Origin of the sequence: Rhodococcus sp. AQ5-07 (genome assembly GCF_009707305.1) — a bacterium.
In the GTDB taxonomy this organism is placed as follows: Bacteria; Actinomycetota; Actinomycetes; order Mycobacteriales; family Mycobacteriaceae; genus Rhodococcus_F; species Rhodococcus_F erythropolis.
The window spans coordinates 4,196,810-4,213,693 of sequence record NZ_CP046099.1; the positions used below are offsets into that span (position 1 = coordinate 4,196,810).

At 61.4% G+C, this 16,884-nt stretch carries 18 protein-coding genes; 7 read left to right on the forward strand and 11 right to left on the reverse strand.

Translation table 11 applies throughout. The features are described 5' to 3' along the window. Positions 1–162 precede the first annotated feature (162 nt). The 3 genes from GJB56_RS19585 to GJB56_RS19595 form a co-directional block, all read right to left on the reverse strand. Positions 163–1,146 (reverse strand): ABC transporter substrate-binding protein, encoded by a 984-nt coding sequence (locus GJB56_RS19585; protein WP_113682683.1) that lies wholly within the window; start codon positions 1,144–1,146, stop codon positions 163–165. Positions 1,147–1,241: 95 nt separating this feature from the next. Continuing rightward, positions 1,242–2,099: a helix-turn-helix transcriptional regulator gene (locus GJB56_RS19590; RefSeq protein WP_021331765.1), complete on the reverse strand. Its 858-nt coding sequence runs from the start codon at positions 2,097–2,099 to the stop codon at positions 1,242–1,244. After that, complete coding sequence (locus tag GJB56_RS19595; protein WP_113682684.1) at positions 2,096–3,040, reverse strand: D-cysteine desulfhydrase family protein; 945 nt, start codon at positions 3,038–3,040, stop codon at positions 2,096–2,098. The genes GJB56_RS19590 and GJB56_RS19595 overlap by 4 nt, the downstream gene beginning before the upstream one ends. A gap of 73 nt (positions 3,041–3,113) precedes the next feature. Here GJB56_RS19595 and GJB56_RS19600 point away from each other — a divergent pair, with 73 nt between their 5' ends. Beyond that, entirely contained in the window at positions 3,114–3,800 is a 687-nt protein-coding gene (locus GJB56_RS19600) for a dienelactone hydrolase family protein (protein WP_113682685.1), read from the forward strand. 13 nt (positions 3,801–3,813) lie between these two features. Here GJB56_RS19600 and GJB56_RS19605 read toward each other — a convergent pair whose 3' ends face one another. Genes GJB56_RS19605 through kynB form a run of 3 tightly spaced genes read right to left on the reverse strand, consistent with a single transcriptional unit; the run spans position 3,814 to position 7,293 of the window. Continuing rightward, positions 3,814–5,247: an amino acid permease gene (locus GJB56_RS19605; RefSeq protein ID WP_080909824.1), complete on the reverse strand. Its 1,434-nt coding sequence runs from the start codon at positions 5,245–5,247 to the stop codon at positions 3,814–3,816. Positions 5,248–5,299: 52 nt separating this feature from the next. Next, positions 5,300–6,565 carry a kynureninase gene (kynU, locus tag GJB56_RS19610; RefSeq protein WP_113682686.1) on the reverse strand — a complete coding sequence of 422 codons (1,266 nt, stop codon included), beginning with the start codon at positions 6,563–6,565 and terminating at the stop codon, positions 5,300–5,302. Further along, on the reverse strand, positions 6,562–7,293 hold the full coding sequence (kynB, locus tag GJB56_RS19615; protein ID WP_113682687.1) for an arylformamidase: 732 nt from the start codon (positions 7,291–7,293) through the stop codon (positions 6,562–6,564). The genes kynU and kynB overlap by 4 nt, the downstream gene beginning before the upstream one ends. Positions 7,294–7,431: 138 nt before the next feature. On the opposite strand from kynB, the gene GJB56_RS19620 reads away from it, so the two are divergent. From GJB56_RS19620 to GJB56_RS19630, 3 genes are all read left to right on the forward strand, one after another. Continuing rightward, on the forward strand, positions 7,432–7,923 hold the full coding sequence (locus GJB56_RS19620; protein ID WP_007730865.1) for an Lrp/AsnC family transcriptional regulator: 492 nt from the start codon (positions 7,432–7,434) through the stop codon (positions 7,921–7,923). 183 nt (positions 7,924–8,106) lie between these two features. Further along, a complete protein-coding gene (locus GJB56_RS19625) occupies positions 8,107–8,421 on the forward strand; it encodes a hypothetical protein (RefSeq protein WP_139120551.1) in 315 nt (104 codons plus the stop codon). A 34-nt stretch (positions 8,422–8,455) separates the two neighbouring features. Continuing rightward, positions 8,456–9,412 carry a phosphotransferase enzyme family protein gene (locus tag GJB56_RS19630; RefSeq protein ID WP_113682885.1) on the forward strand — a complete coding sequence of 319 codons (957 nt, stop codon included), beginning with the start codon at positions 8,456–8,458 and terminating at the stop codon, positions 9,410–9,412. A gap of 48 nt (positions 9,413–9,460) precedes the next feature. Here GJB56_RS19630 and GJB56_RS19635 read toward each other — a convergent pair whose 3' ends face one another. From GJB56_RS19635 to GJB56_RS19655, 5 genes are all read right to left on the reverse strand, one after another. After that, a complete protein-coding gene (locus GJB56_RS19635) occupies positions 9,461–10,087 on the reverse strand; it encodes an MBL fold metallo-hydrolase (protein WP_113682689.1) in 627 nt (208 codons plus the stop codon). Then, positions 10,084–11,172, reverse strand: a complete 1,089-nt coding sequence (locus GJB56_RS19640) for an S-(hydroxymethyl)mycothiol dehydrogenase (RefSeq protein WP_007730860.1) — start codon at positions 11,170–11,172, stop codon at positions 10,084–10,086. The genes GJB56_RS19635 and GJB56_RS19640 overlap by 4 nt, the downstream gene beginning before the upstream one ends. Positions 11,173–11,320: 148 nt before the next feature. After that, the gene (locus GJB56_RS19645) at positions 11,321–12,583 is read right to left on the reverse strand and encodes a helix-turn-helix transcriptional regulator (protein WP_020909420.1); all 1,263 of its coding nucleotides are present in this window, start codon (positions 12,581–12,583) and stop codon (positions 11,321–11,323) included. 22 nt (positions 12,584–12,605) lie between these two features. Further along, on the reverse strand, positions 12,606–13,775 hold the full coding sequence (locus GJB56_RS19650) for a DUF4185 domain-containing protein (protein ID WP_019745686.1): 1,170 nt from the start codon (positions 13,773–13,775) through the stop codon (positions 12,606–12,608). Positions 13,776–13,894: 119 nt separating this feature from the next. After that, positions 13,895–14,599, reverse strand: coding sequence for a type 1 glutamine amidotransferase (locus GJB56_RS19655; RefSeq protein WP_230091022.1), 705 nt, complete (start codon positions 14,597–14,599; stop codon positions 13,895–13,897). A 131-nt stretch (positions 14,600–14,730) separates the two neighbouring features. Between GJB56_RS19655 and GJB56_RS19660 the strand changes: the two genes are divergently transcribed. The 3 genes from GJB56_RS19660 to GJB56_RS19670 all read left to right on the forward strand — a co-directional run bounded on the left by GJB56_RS19660 (position 14,731) and on the right by GJB56_RS19670 (position 16,860). Next, positions 14,731–15,234, forward strand: coding sequence for a PASTA domain-containing protein (locus GJB56_RS19660; protein WP_084325447.1), 504 nt, complete (start codon positions 14,731–14,733; stop codon positions 15,232–15,234). A 129-nt stretch (positions 15,235–15,363) separates the two neighbouring features. Next, positions 15,364–16,140 (forward strand): aspartate/glutamate racemase family protein, encoded by a 777-nt coding sequence (locus tag GJB56_RS19665; protein ID WP_230091023.1) that lies wholly within the window; start codon positions 15,364–15,366, stop codon positions 16,138–16,140. A gap of 36 nt (positions 16,141–16,176) precedes the next feature. After that, positions 16,177–16,860 carry a GntR family transcriptional regulator gene (locus tag GJB56_RS19670; RefSeq protein WP_019745689.1) on the forward strand — a complete coding sequence of 228 codons (684 nt, stop codon included), beginning with the start codon at positions 16,177–16,179 and terminating at the stop codon, positions 16,858–16,860. Positions 16,861–16,884: the final 24 nt, after the last annotated feature.

The window sequence follows — 16,884 nt, forward strand, 5'->3', positions numbered from 1 at the left end:
GTCTGGCAAGACCAGCCCTGGTCCGGTTCAACGAAGTAACGGTAACCAGCCGTGACAGAAATCATAAGCAGAGGACAGGATTCTCACCCGGAGCGGCAACCAAAAAGACTGCGCGCCCTCAACTGGTCAGTTGCGGGCGCGCAGTCAAAAGGTGAGCAAGCGTCAGAGCGTTGCAAACACCTTCGTTTTCACTTCGTTCAGCCAACCGTTCGCGGTCACGAAATCTGTGACACTCGACTGCAATCCGAAGACGTGGCCAGCCTGCGCCGCCGGCATCCTCGTGAAGAGGTTGTCGTCGAGGACCGCCTGAACCGCCGCACTGGTCGACCCGTCCGCGTTCAGCGGATACAGCACGACCGTCACACCGTTCATGATGTCGGCCAGCTGCTCCATCGGGTAGGACTCGTATCCGGCAGCGGTGTAATTGGTCGGAACACCGGGCCCGTACGCCAATCCGAGTTCGTTGACGACCAAATTGCCGATCGCACCAGTGGGCTGCTGAACCGAGAAAGCGCCGGGTGCGTCTCCGAGCGAAATGTGAATCCACTTGTTGTTCGCGATCACGTCCGCGTACTCGCCACGAACACGTTCGAGATTCTCTTCGTAGGCAGTGCGCGTCGACTCGAGCACGTCCGTCTTGCCGATCGCCTCGGCGATCTCCGTGGTGATCGTCTTCCAGTCGCCTCGACTCTCGCCCTTGACGATGACAGTGGGCGCAATGCCAGACAGACGGTCGAACGCCGCTTGGTCCACCTCGTCGGCGTCGCCGACGATGATGTCGGGATCTGCCGCAGCGATCGCTTCGAAGTTCATTTCCCCGTAGGGCCCGATGGTCGGGAGCCCGTCGACGAAGGCCTGCTGCTCCGGCGTGAATTCACTGATCCACTTGCCGTAGTCCTGCACAGCAGCCGGTTTCACTCCGAGGGACATGAGCTGCCAAGGAGTGTCGTACGACGCGGCGACGACGCGCTCCGGCGAGGCGGGAACCTCGATGTCCCCGTATGCCGATGCAACGGTCCGGACGTCCGTCGGCTCGGAGTCGGCCGATGACGAGGAACAGCCAGTCACCACCATCGCACCGACAACGGCAACTGCCGCCGCTGCGATGACTCTGGAACCGAAAGATAATGATCGAATTGCGCGCACGCAGAACTCCTACAGAGGTGATTGTTTAGCCAACCCTAAGTTCATTCTGTGGCACGACACAAGTCCGATCGAGGTGCTTTGAGTCGCTGTTCGGACTAGTCCTGTAGCCAATCGGTCATTGGCGCGCGCGGATGATCGATCAGGCTTGCGAACTCCCCCGGGGTCACACCCATCGTGCGACGAAAAGCCGCACCGAACGCGCTTTCGGAACGGAAACCCGTCCTCCTCGATACAAACGAGATGCTTCGACCAAGTGCCAGAAGTTGCATCGCATGATGAGCCCGCAGTCGCATACGCCATTCCGAGAAGGTCAATCCGGTTTCGGCCGGAAACCTTCGTGTGAGAGTCCTCGTACTGACCTTCGCGTCGGTGGCCCACTCCTCGACCGATCGGGTGTCGGCCGGGCTGGCAACCAACTGATCTGCGATCTGCCGAAGCCACGGCGTCGTCGGCAGCGGCACATCGAAAATCAGTCGCGGAACGGGTTCGACGAGGTCGATGGCAAACGCCTCGGCTCGTCGACGAGCCGCGTCGGTCAAGTCGTCTCGGGTGAGGTGATCGAGTACTTGTTCGAGCAGCGGAGGGGTGGACAAGGCCACCACACGATCCAACCCGGTCACATCGGATGCCACCAACCACGTGCACGACAATTCTGTGCCGCTACGCGCCGTCACCTCGTGGGGAACATAGGACGGGATCCACAGACTGACCCCGCTCGGCACCGTGTACACAGTCTCCGGAGTACGGACCTCGAGAACACCGTCGATCGCCCACAGCAATTCGTGATCGCTGTGGCGGTGCATCTCCCACGTGTAGTCGGAGTCGACTGACAGCCGATTGGTCGCCAAACGCAGATACCCGTCGGCACTGACACGCAGCGGTCGCACGACGCGTTGCCACTCGGACAGCTCGTCGAGCGGGCTGCTGAGCGGGTAGTCGATCTGCTCGCTCACCGCAGCGTCGACAGTTCGGGATGTCCGAACAGGCCAGGTAACCCACCGGTGTGCAGGAAGACCGTTTTTGATCCCGCCGTGATGGCTTTGTCCTTCACGAGTTGGATCAATCCCGCAAAGGCTCGGCCGGTGTACGTCGGGTCGAGGAAGATGCCCTCCGTACGAGCCAAACATCGGATCGCGCCGGCTGATGCTTCCGTGAGCGTCGAATATCCTTGTCCAACTTGGTTTCGCAGGATCTGAAGATCCGCGGCTCGCACGGTCGGACCAGGCATCTCGTCCAATAACCCAGCGACAGTCGACACTGGATCGGCAACAGCCCCGACATCGACGCCGACAACTCTGTCGACGCCCAGATGCGCGACAAGTCCAGCCATCGTTCCTCCCGATCCGAGTGCAACCACGACGCGTTCCACTCCGGGGAGTTGCTGCTCGATCTCGCGTGCGCAGTCGACGTAACCCTGCGCGGCCACCGCGCTGGTACCACCGAAGGGAATGACAAAAGGAACTCCGCCCGAGTCAGCGACGGCCTGCACCGCGGCGCCGACCGCGGATGCCGTGTCCCCACCGGCCCAGACGATCTCAGCGCCCGCGAGTGCATCCAGAACGAGATTTCCCTGCGCGGATTCCGGCTCGGCACCACCGAGCACCAGCACACAACGCAATCCCAAACGGGCTGCTGCGGATGCAGTCAACCGAGCGTGATTGCTTTGCGGTGCACCGGTAGTAATCAAAGTCGTCGCGCCGACGGCCAAAGCCTGAGCGCAGGTGTACTGCAGCTTTCGGATCTTGTTGCCGCCACCGCCTAGTCCGGTGACATCGTCACGTTTGATCCACAGGTCTTCCGGCCCCAATCCGAGTGCCTTCGCGCAACGCGCCAAAGGTTCGACGGGCGTCGGCCAACTGCCCAGGCTGATCGGCGGAACGTCGGAACTGAACATTCGACGAGTCTAGTTCGACCGTGCACCCACAGTCCGTACTCGAATACAGTCCGTACTCGCATACAGTCGGGACATGGGAACTTTCACGACGACCACACGTGACGTACCGCTGACCGTCAGCCGACCGGATTCGCCGAGTGAACCGAGACATGCGGTAGTAGTTCTCCAAGAAGCGTGGGGCGTGAACCAACACATCGAGAGCATCCTCGAACGCCTCGCCGACGCCGGCTACCTTGCCGTCGCCCCGCATCTCTACCACCGCGGCGCACAGACCTCCTTCACCGACTTCCCGTCCGCGAAGGATGCGCTCATGGCACTCGACAGCACAAGCATCGGCCACGACGTACGTGCCGCTGTCGACTACAGCCGATCCGAGGGAGCAGACAGAGTCGGCTCCCTCGGATTCTGCATGGGCGGCACCGCGTCACTGTGGTGTGCCGCGGCACCCCTCGTCGATTCCGCTGTCACATACTACGGCGGCGGTGTCGCCGAGGCCCGATGGGACGGAATCGCGGCAGGCACCGAACTTGCAGCGCAACTGCAGGTCCCGTGGCTCGGTCACTACGGCGACCTCGATCCGAGTATCCCGCCGGAGAGCGTCGAGCAATTGCGCGCAACCGCGTCCGATCTCGCCCGGGTGTACCGCTATGCCGACGCCGGCCACGCGTTCAACAACGACACTTCGACCAGCCACTACGCCCCGGATTCTGCTGCCCTCGCCTGGACCCGCACTATGGAGTTCTTCGCCGAAACCCTGTGATTGCCAATGTAAGTCAGGGAACCCGCTTGACCACCGTGCCGGTGATCTCGTCCTGAACCTGTTCAGCCGTTACCGCTCGACTCTGCGCCCGACGTGATCGGGTGAAGTAGTAGATGCCGATCACGGCAAGAACAAACGGAACTCCGAACACCAGCGTCATCTTGAAATCGTCGACCCACAACGTGGTGATCAGAATCGCGACCATGAGGACTCCGCCGAGGATTGTTCCCACCGGAAAGAACGGAATCGTAAAGGAAAGTTTGGTTCCGTCCTCCTTCATCCGCTTGCGAAAGAACCAGTGCGTCACGAAGATCAGCAGCCACGTCGCCATCGCTCCGAACATCGACAACGAGATCATCAACGTGAATGCCTGCTCGGGAAAAAGCACGTAGACGATTGTGGCGACGGCGATACCCGACGTCGACAGTAACAGGGCGTTGACCGGCGAGCCGTTGGCCCTGACCTTGCCGAGAATGGCCGGCGCGTCACCAGCACGCGAGAGCGAGAACATCATTCGCGAAGACACGTACAACTGACTGTTCATCGCGGACAGCGCGGCAATGATCACCACGAAGTTCAACACACTGTCTGCGCCCGGAATCTTCACGACCTGCATCACCGTGACGAAAGGGCTTCCGCCGCTCAAGATCTTGTCCATCGGAGCAATTGCCAGAATCAAAGCAAGGGTTGCGATGTAGAAGACGAACAGCCGGACGATCGTCACACGGAACGCCTTCTTCACCGCCACCGCGGGGTTTTCCGCCTCACCGGCCGCAATGGCGATCATCTCGATGCTCAAGTAGCTGAAGATCGATACGATCACGGCAAACCACATGCCGGACAAACCATTCGGGAAGAATCCGCCACCGGCCGTGTAGTTGTGGAATCCATAGTCCGGGTTCCCGCTACCGAACACGACGTACGCTGCCATCACGATGAATGCCACGATCGCGAAGACCTTGATCGTCGAGAACCAGTACTCCATCGTTCCAAAGGCCTTGACGTTGAACATGTTCACGCCGATCAGCACTCCGGAGAACAACACGATCCACAGCCACGACGGTACGTCGGCGAACCAGAACTGCATGTACTCACCGATCGCGGTTACCTCGGTCCCGACCGCGAGGACGATGCATGACCAGTAGAGATAGCGAACGAGGAAGCCGATCAACGGTCCGACGTAGAACTCGGCGTACGCACCGAACGAACCTGATGTCGCATGTGCGACGGTCATTTCGGCGAGGGCACCCATCAGCAGCAGGGCGATCAACCCGCCGATCGCGTAACTGATGATGACGCTCGGGCCGGCAAATCCGATGGCGAACTTACTGCCGAGGAAGAGTCCGGTGCCGATTGCACCGCCGAGCGCGATCATGCTCATCTGCTTGGGGCCGAGTTCGCGTTTGAGACCTGATTCTCGCTGCTGAATGTTTTTGAAATCACTCATGAAAGCTCCTTGCGAAAGGCGGTACCTCCCGGTCCGCGGAAACTTGGAAGAATCAGGTGACTGCGTCGCGCTCGCGGAATTCGGGGCGATCCCAGGACTTGTTCTCGAGGATGTCTCGCAACACGTCGACGGCGTTCCACACGTCGGCGTATCCGAGATAGAGCGGAGTGATACCGAACCTCAGCACTCCTGGTTCGCGGTAGTCGCCGATGACGCCCCGCGCGATGAGAGCCTTCATGATGGAATAGCCCTCGGGATGAACAAAACTCACGTGCGAGCCACGACGCTCGTGCTCGCGCGGCGTGATCAACTCCAAACCGTAGGCAGCGCAACGCTCCTCGACGAGGCTGATGAAGAGATCGGCCAGCGCGAGCGACTTGCTGCGGATGTCGGCCATGTCAGCTTTGAGCATGACGTCGAGACCACATTCGACGAGTGACAACGACGTGATGGGTTGAGTACCACTCAGAAACCGTCGTATTCCTGCGCCCGGTTCGTAGGCCGACTCCATCGCAAACGGTCGCGCGTGCCCCCACCACCCGGACAGCGGCTGGATTCCGGTGTTCTGATGGCGACGGTTGACCCAGATGAATGCAGGTGAACCCGGACCACCATTGAGGTACTTGTACGTACACCCGACCGCGAAGTCGGCGTCGGCTCCGCTCAGATCGACAGTGACGGCGCCGGCCGAGTGTGCGAGATCCCAGATCATGAGGGCGCCACGTTCCTGCACTGCTGCAGTGACTTCCGTCATCGCATACAGGTTTCCGGTGCGGTAATTGACGTGCGACAACATCACTACGGCGGTGTCTGGTCCTACTGCTTCGGTGAGGTCGCCCGGTTGGTCGATCAGGCGTAGTTCGTATCCCTGATCGAGCAGCGAGATGATGCCCTCCGCAATGTAGAGGTCAGTGGGAAAATTGTCGCGCTCGGAGACGATCACCTTCCGGCTGGGATCCTGAGCAGCCGCGATGGACAGTGCGGAGGCCAATGCCTTGAACAGGTTGATCGACGTCGAATCCGTCACTACCACTTCGCCTTCACCTGCTCCCAGCAACGGGGCAAGTTTGTCACCGAGGCGGACCGGGAGGTCGAACCATCCAGCCTCGTTCCAACTGCGAACCAAGCCGTTGCCCCACTCGTCGCCGATCACTCTCGCGGCGCATTCCTGTGCGGCAATGGGACGCGCGCCGAGCGAGTTTCCGTCGAAGTAGAGAACGCCCTCCGGAATCGCGAACTCGCGGCGGAACTCCCTCAGGGGATCCAGCGCGTCGGCCTTGACGCAGTCTTCCAACGAAAGGGTGGTTGTCGATGTCATGACGATTCTTCTCCTGCATGTGTCGGCGTTGAAAGTGATGAAGGCAGAGTCCGCAGCACGGCGCGTACCGGGCTGGCATCGAGGTCGAGGAACTTCAGCGGCAGTGCGATCAACTCGTAGTAGCCTTCGTCGACCTCGTCGAGGCACAGTCCTTCGAGGATCGCGACGCCACGATCGCTTGCCGCGTGGTGCCCGTCCATGGTCTTGCTGTCCATCGGATCGAACGAGGCGCCGTCGATTCCGATCAGAACGCCCCCGCGGTCGGCGAACCAGTGAGTCAGGTCCGGAGAAACGCCGGCGAAGTCGTTGTCCCACTCGCGCGGGTACTTCGGGTAGGTCCTCAGAATCAGCCGCTGCGGCAGATGGCCGCCGAGTCGCTCCACCGTCTCTTCGACGGGCTTGATGCATGCGGCACCGTCGACCCCCGTCATGTCGACCACCAGGGCCTCACCGAGATAGGGCTCAAGGGGAACAGAACCGATGGGCGCACCGTCGATGCGGGTGTGCGCCGGCGCATCGGCGTGAGCACCGATATGAGGAGTGGTGGTGATTCGGTTGATGGTGACGGCGTCACTGCCGCCGAGGTCTGACGTAACAGCGCGGGTGAAGGCGGTATCGCCTGGCCACACGGGCGTCGATTCGGAGATAGGCGGGCTGATGTCGATCAACCGTGCCACCCAGTCGCCCATGTGTCCGTCGCCCGTGTGTCGGCCGATCCTCGGAAGCATCCAGACCCCTTCGTCCGCAACAGTCGACTGTGTCGATCTCGACCGTTTGATAATTCGATGTGTTTGGCAAAAGCTAGGATCATCGACGGGCGCGGTCAATAGATGCTGAATATTTTCGCGACGGCAGGGAGAAATCGGATGATAAATGCGATCGAACGGGCAGCTGCCGCAGCTCGGCCGAATCATGTTCGGCTCGACGACGTCGATACGGCGATTCTCCGCGAACTCGTCCGGGATGCGCGCATCCCCAACAATGCACTCGCCGAGAAGGTCGGGATAGCGCCGTCGACCGCTCTGGCGCGGATGCGCGCTCTACGCGAATCGGGCGTCATCAAGGGGTTTCATGCAGACATAGACCTCGAGCTACTCGGCCTCGAGATCTCGGCGATGGTGTCGATTCTGATTCACTCCCACGCCAGGAGCCGGATGACGGAAATTGCCGAGCACCTGAGCGGATTGGATTCCGTTCAGCGAGTGTTCCTGATGAGTGGGGACCGTGATCTCCTGGTGCACGTCTCGTGTGAATCCCCCACTCGGCTTCGCGATTTCGTCAGCGCACACCTCAACGATCCGGCTATCGCCAATACACAGACCAACCTGATCTTCAGCGAACTGAGTCAAGGCGGCTGAACCGCAGCTGTCGCCAAGGCCGATTCGGTGTACTCTCGTAACCTTCGTCTCCGGACGGAGTACGCGGAGCGCTGATCAATGTCGGAACATAAGCAAATGCAACCCCCGGACTACCACCGATGCCTCGAAACGGTGTTCTCCTCACCCGCCGCATGCCGCGAGATACTGGAAAGACTGTCCAAGATGACGGAGGCAGAAGTCCAATCGCGATGGTCGCCGTGGGTTGACCAGGAACCCCCACCCTTCGGTTCGCATGTCAAGGATCAAGTACCCGCAGAGGTGCAGTTGGCGGCGCTACAAGTCACATACGATTCCCATCGAAAGTCGACTATGGCGCTGTGGCGCCAGTTGTCGGACATCATGGGCATCCCCGTCATGCAGGAAAGCCTCGTCGAACTCATCTGGAGTGTGCGTATGACGATCGAGCGGCTCAACAACCGAATCGAGATGCTCGAAAACGCAGCTACACAATCGGGCAAACCTGCTCCTGACGCATGAGATGACTGTGTTCATCCCACTAAAGTCGGACAGCATGTTGCCACTCGGGTTGTCCATGCTCTGGGAGTCGGTGGAGCCGGAAGCCGCTCTGGAGGAGCGATTCGGATTCAACAGCTTTGGCGCAGCCACCCATTGGGTCTCGGCGGTACTCGAGCAGACTTGGGGGTTGACGGCCCTCGAGTGCTCGCGAATGGCGATCAGTGACCAGAACGCGATTGTGTGGGTTGCGAGCGACCGAGGTGGGCTGGTGGTGAAGTGGTCGCGCGCCACAGAGCGCTTCGCGAACCTGGAGGCGTCGACGCGCCTGCTGAGCGCACTCGCCGGGCAGGGTGCGCCCGTTCCGTCGCCAATCACTTCCCTGAACGGATTGGACCGGGAAACACTGGAAGGGCCTTCGTGCGCAGTGTCGTTCACCGTACTGCCGGAGTTGGCGGGAGATTGGTTGGACGTGCAGGACCACGCGGCGGTCCGTTCGGCAGGAGCATGTCTGGCAGAAATACACCGAACGCTCGGCGCCACCCATGTCGACGGATCGGTTTTCTCGTCGCGCAGCACCGGATTGAAGGAGCGCATCGGTGGTTGGCTCGAGAATTTCGACCGCGGGTTCGCGCCTGAGGCAACGCGTAGGCTCGTGGACCTCCTTGCGCGGGTGCCCGAGCTCGATGACCAAACACAACTGGTATACAACGACTTCCGTGCAGCCAACATCTTGACTCGAAACTCTCAGACCACCGGAGTACTCGACTTCGACGACGTGGTGATCGACCACCGGGTGAGCGACCTGGCCAAGGCAAGCGTCTATCTGGGCACCCTGTTCACCGATTGGCGACCGACACCGATCGCGGTACGGCAGAGCCTGCGCGCCGGCTACGAATCTGTACGTCCCCTCAGCCGATCCGAGACAGAATGGTTCGAGATCCTCGAACTGTGGCACGGCCTGATGGCAATCCCGGGTGAGAACGACACCGCCGGTTGGGCATCAGCGTTGTGACAAAGTGGGGACGCCGGTACCGTCGTCCCCACTTCGCTTCTGATCACATCAGGATCCGGCGCGGATCCATTCTTCGAGATGCGGCGCCTCGGTACCGATCGTCGTGCCGTCGCCGTGACCGGTGTGAACCTTGGTCTCGGCGGGGAGCGCGAACAGCTTGTCGCGAATGGACCCGATGATGGTCGGGAAGTCGGAGTACGACCGCCCGGTAGCACCGGGACCACCGGAGAACAAGGTGTCACCGCTGAACAGTTCCCCCGCCTCGGGCAGGTAGAGGCAGGTCGACCCCGGGGAATGGCCGGGTGCATGGATGGCCAGAATGTCCGTGCCCGCCACAGCAATACGCTGATCATCTTCCAAGCTCAGATGCTTCACCCCGGGGTGAGTCATCTCCCAGAGGACATCGTCGGCCGGGTTCAGGTAGATCGGAGCGTCGAGCTTCTCGGCCAGCTCCGGCGCAACCGTGACGTGATCGTTGTGACCGTGGGTGCAGACGATTCCGATCACCTTGCGTCCGCCGACAGCGTCGATGATCGGCTGCGCGGTGTGAGCTGCGTCGACGATTACCACTTCGTTGTCGTCACCGATCAGCCAGATGTTGTTGTCGACGTCCCAGGTTCCGCCGTCGAGGCTGAACGTGCCCGAGGTGACGACGCGATCGACTCGCAATGTCACAGGACCACCACCGAACGGAGGACCTCGCCGCGGTGCATCGTCTCGAATGCCTTCTCGACCTCGTCGAGCTTGATGCGCTCGCTGACGAACTTCTCGAGCGGCAGACGCCCCTGCTGGTACAGGTCGACCAGAACGGGGAAGTCACGCTCGGGCAGGCAATCGCCGTACCACGACGACTTGAGGGCTCCGCCGCGCGAGAAGAAGTCCACCAGCGGCATTTCCAGCTTCATGTCCGGCGTCGGAACACCCACCAGCACTACAGTTCCCGCGAGGTCGCGGGCGTAGAACGCCTGCTTCCAGGTCTCCGGGCGACCGACTGCGTCGACAACCACGTCGGCACCGAAACCTCCGGTCAGCTCCTGGACTGCCTCGACGACGTCGTCGACCTCGGTGGCATTGATCGTGTGCGTGGCACCAAGTTCCGTCGCCCACTCCAGCTTTCGCGGATCCCGGTCGATGGCGATGATGGTATTGGCGCCGGCCAGGCGTGAACCCATGATCGCTGCGTCGCCGACACCACCACACCCGATCACGGCCACTGAATCACCGCGTCCGACGTTGCCGGTGTTCATCGCGGCACCCATGCCGGCCATGACACCGCAACCGAGCAGTCCGACCACGGCCGGATCGGCCGAGGCGTCGACCTTGGTGCACTGGCCTTCGTGAACCAGCGTCTTGTCTGCGAATGCGCCGATACCGAGTGCCGGCGTCAGTTCGGTGCCGTCTTCGAGCGTCATCTTCTGCTCGGCGTTGAACGTGTCGAAGCAGTACTGCGGGCGGCCACGCTTACACGCACGACACTGCCCGCAGACTGCACGCCAGTTGAGGACGACGAAGTCGCCCACCTCGACGTGAGTGACACCGGGGCCGACGCTCTCGACGATGCCCGACGCCTCGTGTCCGAGCAGGAACGGGTACTCGTCGTTGATTCCGCCGTCGCGGTAGGTCAGGTCGGTGTGGCACACACCGCACGCTGCAATGGCGACCACTACCTCGTTGGCACCGGGATCGGGAATCGTGATGGGGACGATTTCGACGGGGGCACCCTTGGATCGGGCGATGACGCCGCGTACCTGCTGTGGCATGGCTTTGCTCCTGGCTTCGTGCGATTGAGGACGTGTCGTCACATGGCGCCGTGTTTTCACATTGCGATATGTGCACTCGTTCAAAGGTTAGCCCGAAGCAGGTGCCCGCAACCCTGGTCGAACTGACTGACCGACCTGGCCGAAAGGACTAGGGTGCAGGCTTCACGCCGGCCTCCGCGCCCGCGGCGGCCGCCGCACCCCGACTCTCGACGCCCAATTTCCGCAGGACCCCGGCAACATGAAACTTGACTGTGCTCTCGCTGACGCCGAGGCGCTCCGAGATCGCCTTGTTGCGCCGTCCGGCCACCAGATGCTCGAGTACCTCGAACTCCCGCGGAGCCAGTTCGGTGAGGACGTCGCGGTTCGGTAGAGCGACGGGGGCGTCGAGCGGGATGGTTGCGCTGATCCGGTTCCCCCACCCGGGCGTCGACTCGGATTCGACGGTTCCACCCAAAGTCTCTACCCTCGAACGTAATTGGCGTTCCACGTCAACCACGTCGGCTTCACCACCGCCGTCGTCGCGAATGTCGATCGAGAGTGAAGCCGCGTCGAGCGTCCAGGCCACCCGGATACGCGAGAGCATCTGCTGATCCGACAACGCCAAGACCGCGCCGCGGACGACCGCGCGGGCGCCGTGCGCCACTTCACCTGGTAACCCACGCCCGTCGACGGGTGGCTCCACCAACTCCAACGCGATTTCCCGATGCTTGAGCAGCGAACGCAATTCCCCACGCATCCGCGCAAAAGCCGTGGTGGTCGACTCTTCGGCCAACTCGCGGTGCACGTCGACGGCTGAACGCAGGCCGATCAGGGCCGAAGCCGCAGTCTCCCTGGCCGAGGTTCGCGCACGTGTGTCGTCGAGATCCGCCGAGCGCAGCGTCGCCAGCATCGTCTCGAGGGTGGCCGCATGCACCTCCGTCATCTCCGCCACGGTGCGCGCACGCTCGGACGACGCTGCCCGTGACTCGGCGAGATATGCCGGGCTCGCGTTCCGGACCTGGAGCTGGATTCCGGTTGCAGTCACTGCGAACAGTGCCTGGATCAATTCGAGGGATGCTGTCTTCACCGGTACGGGGTGCGGTGTCAAAACGAGAAGCGTATCGGTTCGATCAAGCATCGCAAGCACTTCACGGTCCCGGCCGGCGATAGCGCATTTTCCCCGAAAGATCTGTCCGACAGTGAGATCCGTACGGATACGGTCGAGTTCGGCGATGGTCACACGATCGACGACGGCTGGATCCCCGGCGACCTTGCGCGGCCTACCGGTGCATTCACGAGTGAAGATCACCAGGGAAGTGTGCGGCGCCATGTCCGCGATCAACGTCGAAAATCGTCGGCCGATTTCGGGTAGTGGTCCCACCAACACGTCTCGAAGGGCGGTGATCAGTAGCGCATTGTCGGTGGTGCTCACCGTTCAACGATAACCATCCGGTTCACTGGTGCAGCGTGGTCTTCATGAGCATCACGTTGTAGTCGGACCAGGTGGTGGCGAGAAAGTAGAGGTCCTGCCCCTGTGACCAGGGGTGCATGTACGCGCCGTAGAGTCCCGGAACCTCGTCGGTGCCGATCACTACGTCGGGCGCACTCCACGGGCCGGTCAGGTCCGACGCCGTCCGCAGCACCAGCGCTCCCCACTCGTTGGAGTACATCGCGACGAACTTGCCGAGATAGTCGTTGTACTGCACCGACAGTTCGCTGACATCCCCGTCGAGAACTACTGCAGCGGCAGCGGGATTGTTGGGGACCCAGGCTTTTCCGTCCCAGTATTCGTACGCCGCGACGTCCGCGATGGAGGCTTCCTTGACCCGCGAGAGGCGCCCCTCGCCGAAACGTCCCGCGGGGGTACCGAAGTTGTAGACGTAACCACCGTCTTTGACGAAGGAACCCATCTGGAAGTTGTCGTTACCCGTCAACGGCAGATTGGGCCGGGACGAGGCCGGTTCGACCTGCCAGGTCTCACCGTTGTCGTGCGAGGACGCGATCTGCGAGAAGTTGGTGACCCACTCGCCCGACCCTCCCCACGAGCGAATCGACATGTAATTGACGTATTGAACGCCACCCACCGAGATACCCGTCGTCGGAATGCTGCTGGTTTCGACGCCGGTGACTTTCAGACTTCCGATGATCTCGCGTGAGTGATTCGGCCGGTCGGTCGGTGAGGAGTCGATGTTCATGCCGTCGGACAGATTTCCGTCCGAGCTACGGAACAGGACGTTGCTGCGCCAGTCACCGACCACCCCGGAGCACAGGGGGTCAGATCCGATTCCGACAGTGTCACCGAAGGCTGTCAGGACCTGACCTGCGCCGTTGTCCCACATGATGCCGAGATCCGTGCCGAGAACATTGAAACGCTCGACGGTTTGGTTGGGGCTGAGCGCGCCGGTGATGTACTCGACCGCCGAGGTGCGGCCCTGCAGTTCCGGAAGTTTCCCGTCCGTTCCGTTGAGCCAGGGAATCGGATTGGTCGGCCCACCTGATTGATCCAAGCTGCCGGTGACGTTGCAATCCCACGGGGATGCATGAGCCTGGGTCGCCCCCAAGACCGCGGTCGACGCGAGTACACACGTCACTGCAGCTGTCGATATCTTCCGTATCCGGCGCATCGCTCCCCTTTCGCGGGGGAGATCCGGACTCTACGAGGTGTCTTGCTCGACCGGATCGGTTCATCCACCCACGACAACACAAGGTAACAGGTAAATCGGCCAATCAGGACAAAACGGCCTTATTCAAGAGAGATCGATTTCAACCACTTCTCCATCACCGCTGCGGCAATCTCGAGCCCCTGAGACTCGGCAGCACCCAACTGCTGCATGAAGACGCGCGGACCGTCCGCTCCCAGCGAAGCATGCAGCGAGTCGCGGTACTCGGCCAGTTCCATCCATTCGCGCGCCACCTCGGAGGACGCTTCGAGGTGAAACTGAACGGCGTAACTCTGCTTGTATCGGAAGAGTTGATTCGGATACTTGGCAGAACCAGCGAGCCGCACCGCGCCGTTCGGAATGTCGAAGGTATCCGAATGCCATTGCATTGCAGGAAATGTGGAGGGCAGATCTCCCCACACGGGATCTTGCCGGCCCTCGACAGTCAAGGTGATCTCCTCAACTCCGACTTCGGGCACAGCGCCCGTGTAGACGCGAGCACCCAGCGCCGCGGCGAGCAACTGCGAACCCAGACACACTCCCCACACCGGGACGTCGTTCTCGACCAGATCGCGAATGTATTCGATCTCGGATGCCAACCACTCGACCTCGCCCTGATCGCCGACGCCCATCGGCCCGCCCATCACGATCACGGCGTCGAACCGTCGATGGGTGGGAAGCGGGTCGGTACCCAGAAGAACGGTCTGCACATCTCCGTAGCTCTCCAGGACAGGCGAATACGCCGCTGGGGGTTCACACTGCGCGTGTCGTAGTTCCAGAAAATGCATGTAGGCAATTCCTCTCGAATCCGGTGCCGAAAGCCTATGGTTCTATTCGACATAAGGCACATCGACGGCGTCGGATGTGCTCTGCGCTCGAATCTCCCCTTTCATCGCCCCTTTACCGACAAGGAACGTCTGTGCGCGCATCACACCTCTTTTCGACATCGATTCGCCCGTCCTCAACTGCCGTTCGCATCGCACTCAGCGCATTCGCCTTGGCGTCTCTTGCCGCATGCTCAGGGACAAGCACCGACAGCGAGGCCGAATCAACATCCACCGCGACCACCACTGCAACCTCGACAACTCAACCCACGACGACTAAGGCTCCATTGACCACCTCGGTGGCCGGTCCGACGAATACTCCACTGGCCACCACCCCAGTCACCGCAGAAGTGACGCCCGCTGCAACTCCTGCGATCATGCCCAATGTCGTGTGTATGAATCTTCAAGACGCGCAGGACACCATTCAATCGGCCGGAGTCTTCTTCTCCAGAAGTGCTGACGCAACTGGCGCGGGTCGACGCCAACTGGTCGATTCCAACTGGATTGTTGTCGATCAGACACCTTCTGCCGGAAGCCCTTTCGGGGAAATCGAAGCCGTGCTCTCAGCCGTCAAGATCGGCGAACCCAACCCCTGTTGATCGAGCGAGATCTCGAACTTCGCAATTCCGGGAACGCCGCGCCCTACTTGACAACTACCTTCAACCTCCTTCACTGTAGTCAACATTACGAGTATCCAATATATTGGATGCGAAAGGTTGGATTGCAACATGAAGGTGCAACGAATACGGCAGAGCGCCAACTCTCCGGCGGGCATGAGCGAACCCGTCATCGGAATACTCGGAGGCATGGGGCCGGCCGCTACTGCGGACTTCTACTCCAAACTCGTTGCCCTGACGCCAGGTTCGACGGATCAGGAGCACCCCAAAGTTGTCATCTGGGCCGATCCCACGGTTCCCGACCGGACATTGGCACTCACCGAGGACGGCCCGGACCCCACCCCCTGGCTGCTCCAAGGTGCGCGCGTCCTCCGAGAGTCGGGCGCAACGACGCTCGCCATCCCATGCAATACCGCCCACGCCTTCCTGCCCGCCATCTCATCCCAACTGGGACTTCCCGTCGTCCACATGATCGACGAAGTTGCTCGGCACATCCGGACGCTCTCACCCGCCGTCACATCCGTCGGACTGTTGGCCACCACGGGGACGGTCCGCACCGGGTTGTATCAACAATGGCTGTCGGAATACTCGATTGACGTCCTGGTGCCAGGACCTGCGATCCAGGACGAACTGGTGATGCCGGCGATCCGAGCAATCAAGAGTGGCAACGTCGGAGACGAGACCACCGACAAACTCGTCAGGGCCGCCGATCTTCTCGTCGAATCGGGCGCGCAGGTCGTCGTGGCCGGATGCACCGAGATTCCGCTCGGACTGCCCGCCGACGCCACAACCTGTCAGATCATCGATCCGGCAACAATTCTCGCCCGCGCGCTGCTCCTACGCGTTGCGGATGCCCGGAAACACGCGTCGTTGGCCGACCTGGGCTGACCTGCGACAAGCAACGTGCAGAGTACGATATCCAGTATGTTGCGTGGCGGTAAACCGGTTGAGCGAGCACGAATGAGCGACATCGCTCTCGAACGCATTCGCGAAGCGATCGTCACCGGTGAACTGGCGCCGGGCTCGAAGATCAAGGACAGCGAACTCGCCGAGTATCTGGGATTGAGCAGAACTCCGGTCCGCGAAGCGCTCGCAAGGCTGGTCGACACCGGACTCGTGGAAGCGAAGCCCGGTGCGTACACGCGCATCACCACCCTCGACCGCGGCGACGTCGAGGCAACACTCGCAGTCATCGAAGCTCTCGACCAACTGGCCGTCGTCACCGCTGTACCGAACCTCACCGACGAGATGATCGGGGCGATGCGCTCCGCCAACAAAGACTTCGCCGCTGCCGTCAAGCGAAACGACATAGGCCGAGCGCTGACCGCGGACGATCGCCTACACAGCGTCATCATCGACGCTGCGGCAAATCCGCTGTTGAAGAAGCTGATTCACCAGGTTCACCCACAAATTCACCGCATCTACTACCGCAAGTTCTCGAGCCTTCTCGGCAGCCAGGACTCCGTCGACCATCACAACAAGCTGATCGAGCTGTGCGCAGACCACGATGCCGAGGCGGCAGCGACACTGTCGGCCGAACATCGACGCCATCTCGGCGGGCTGATCGGTGAACTCTTCGACGCCGACGAGTTCGCGCTCTCGGACTGACCGACGCCCGAATACAAGTTTCGG

What these genes read in the sequence shown, in the direction of transcription:
- GJB56_RS19595 (WP_113682684.1), bottom strand. Translation starts at nt 3,040, where the DNA reads ATGTTCAGTTCCGACGTTCCGCCGATCAGCCTGGGCAGTTGGCCGACG.
- GJB56_RS19600 (WP_113682685.1), top strand. Translation starts at nt 3,114, where the DNA reads ATGGGAACTTTCACGACGACCACACGTGACGTACCGCTGACCGTCAGC.
- GJB56_RS19605 (WP_080909824.1), bottom strand. Translation starts at nt 5,247, where the DNA reads ATGAGTGATTTCAAAAACATTCAGCAGCGAGAATCAGGTCTCAAACGC.
- kynU (WP_113682686.1), bottom strand. Translation starts at nt 6,565, where the DNA reads ATGACATCGACAACCACCCTTTCGTTGGAAGACTGCGTCAAGGCCGAC.
- kynB (WP_113682687.1), bottom strand. Translation starts at nt 7,293, where the DNA reads ATGCTTCCGAGGATCGGCCGACACACGGGCGACGGACACATGGGCGAC.
- GJB56_RS19620 (WP_007730865.1), top strand. Translation starts at nt 7,432, where the DNA reads ATGATAAATGCGATCGAACGGGCAGCTGCCGCAGCTCGGCCGAATCAT.
- GJB56_RS19625 (WP_139120551.1), top strand. Translation starts at nt 8,107, where the DNA reads ATGACGGAGGCAGAAGTCCAATCGCGATGGTCGCCGTGGGTTGACCAG.
- GJB56_RS19630 (WP_113682885.1), top strand. Translation starts at nt 8,456, where the DNA reads ATGTTGCCACTCGGGTTGTCCATGCTCTGGGAGTCGGTGGAGCCGGAA.
- GJB56_RS19640 (WP_007730860.1), bottom strand. Translation starts at nt 11,172, where the DNA reads ATGCCACAGCAGGTACGCGGCGTCATCGCCCGATCCAAGGGTGCCCCC.
- GJB56_RS19650 (WP_019745686.1), bottom strand. Translation starts at nt 13,775, where the DNA reads ATGCGCCGGATACGGAAGATATCGACAGCTGCAGTGACGTGTGTACTC.
- GJB56_RS19655 (WP_230091022.1), bottom strand. Translation starts at nt 14,599, where the DNA reads ATGCATTTTCTGGAACTACGACACGCGCAGTGTGAACCCCCAGCGGCG.
- GJB56_RS19665 (WP_230091023.1), top strand. Translation starts at nt 15,364, where the DNA reads ATGAAGGTGCAACGAATACGGCAGAGCGCCAACTCTCCGGCGGGCATG.
- GJB56_RS19670 (WP_019745689.1), top strand. Translation starts at nt 16,177, where the DNA reads ATGTTGCGTGGCGGTAAACCGGTTGAGCGAGCACGAATGAGCGACATC.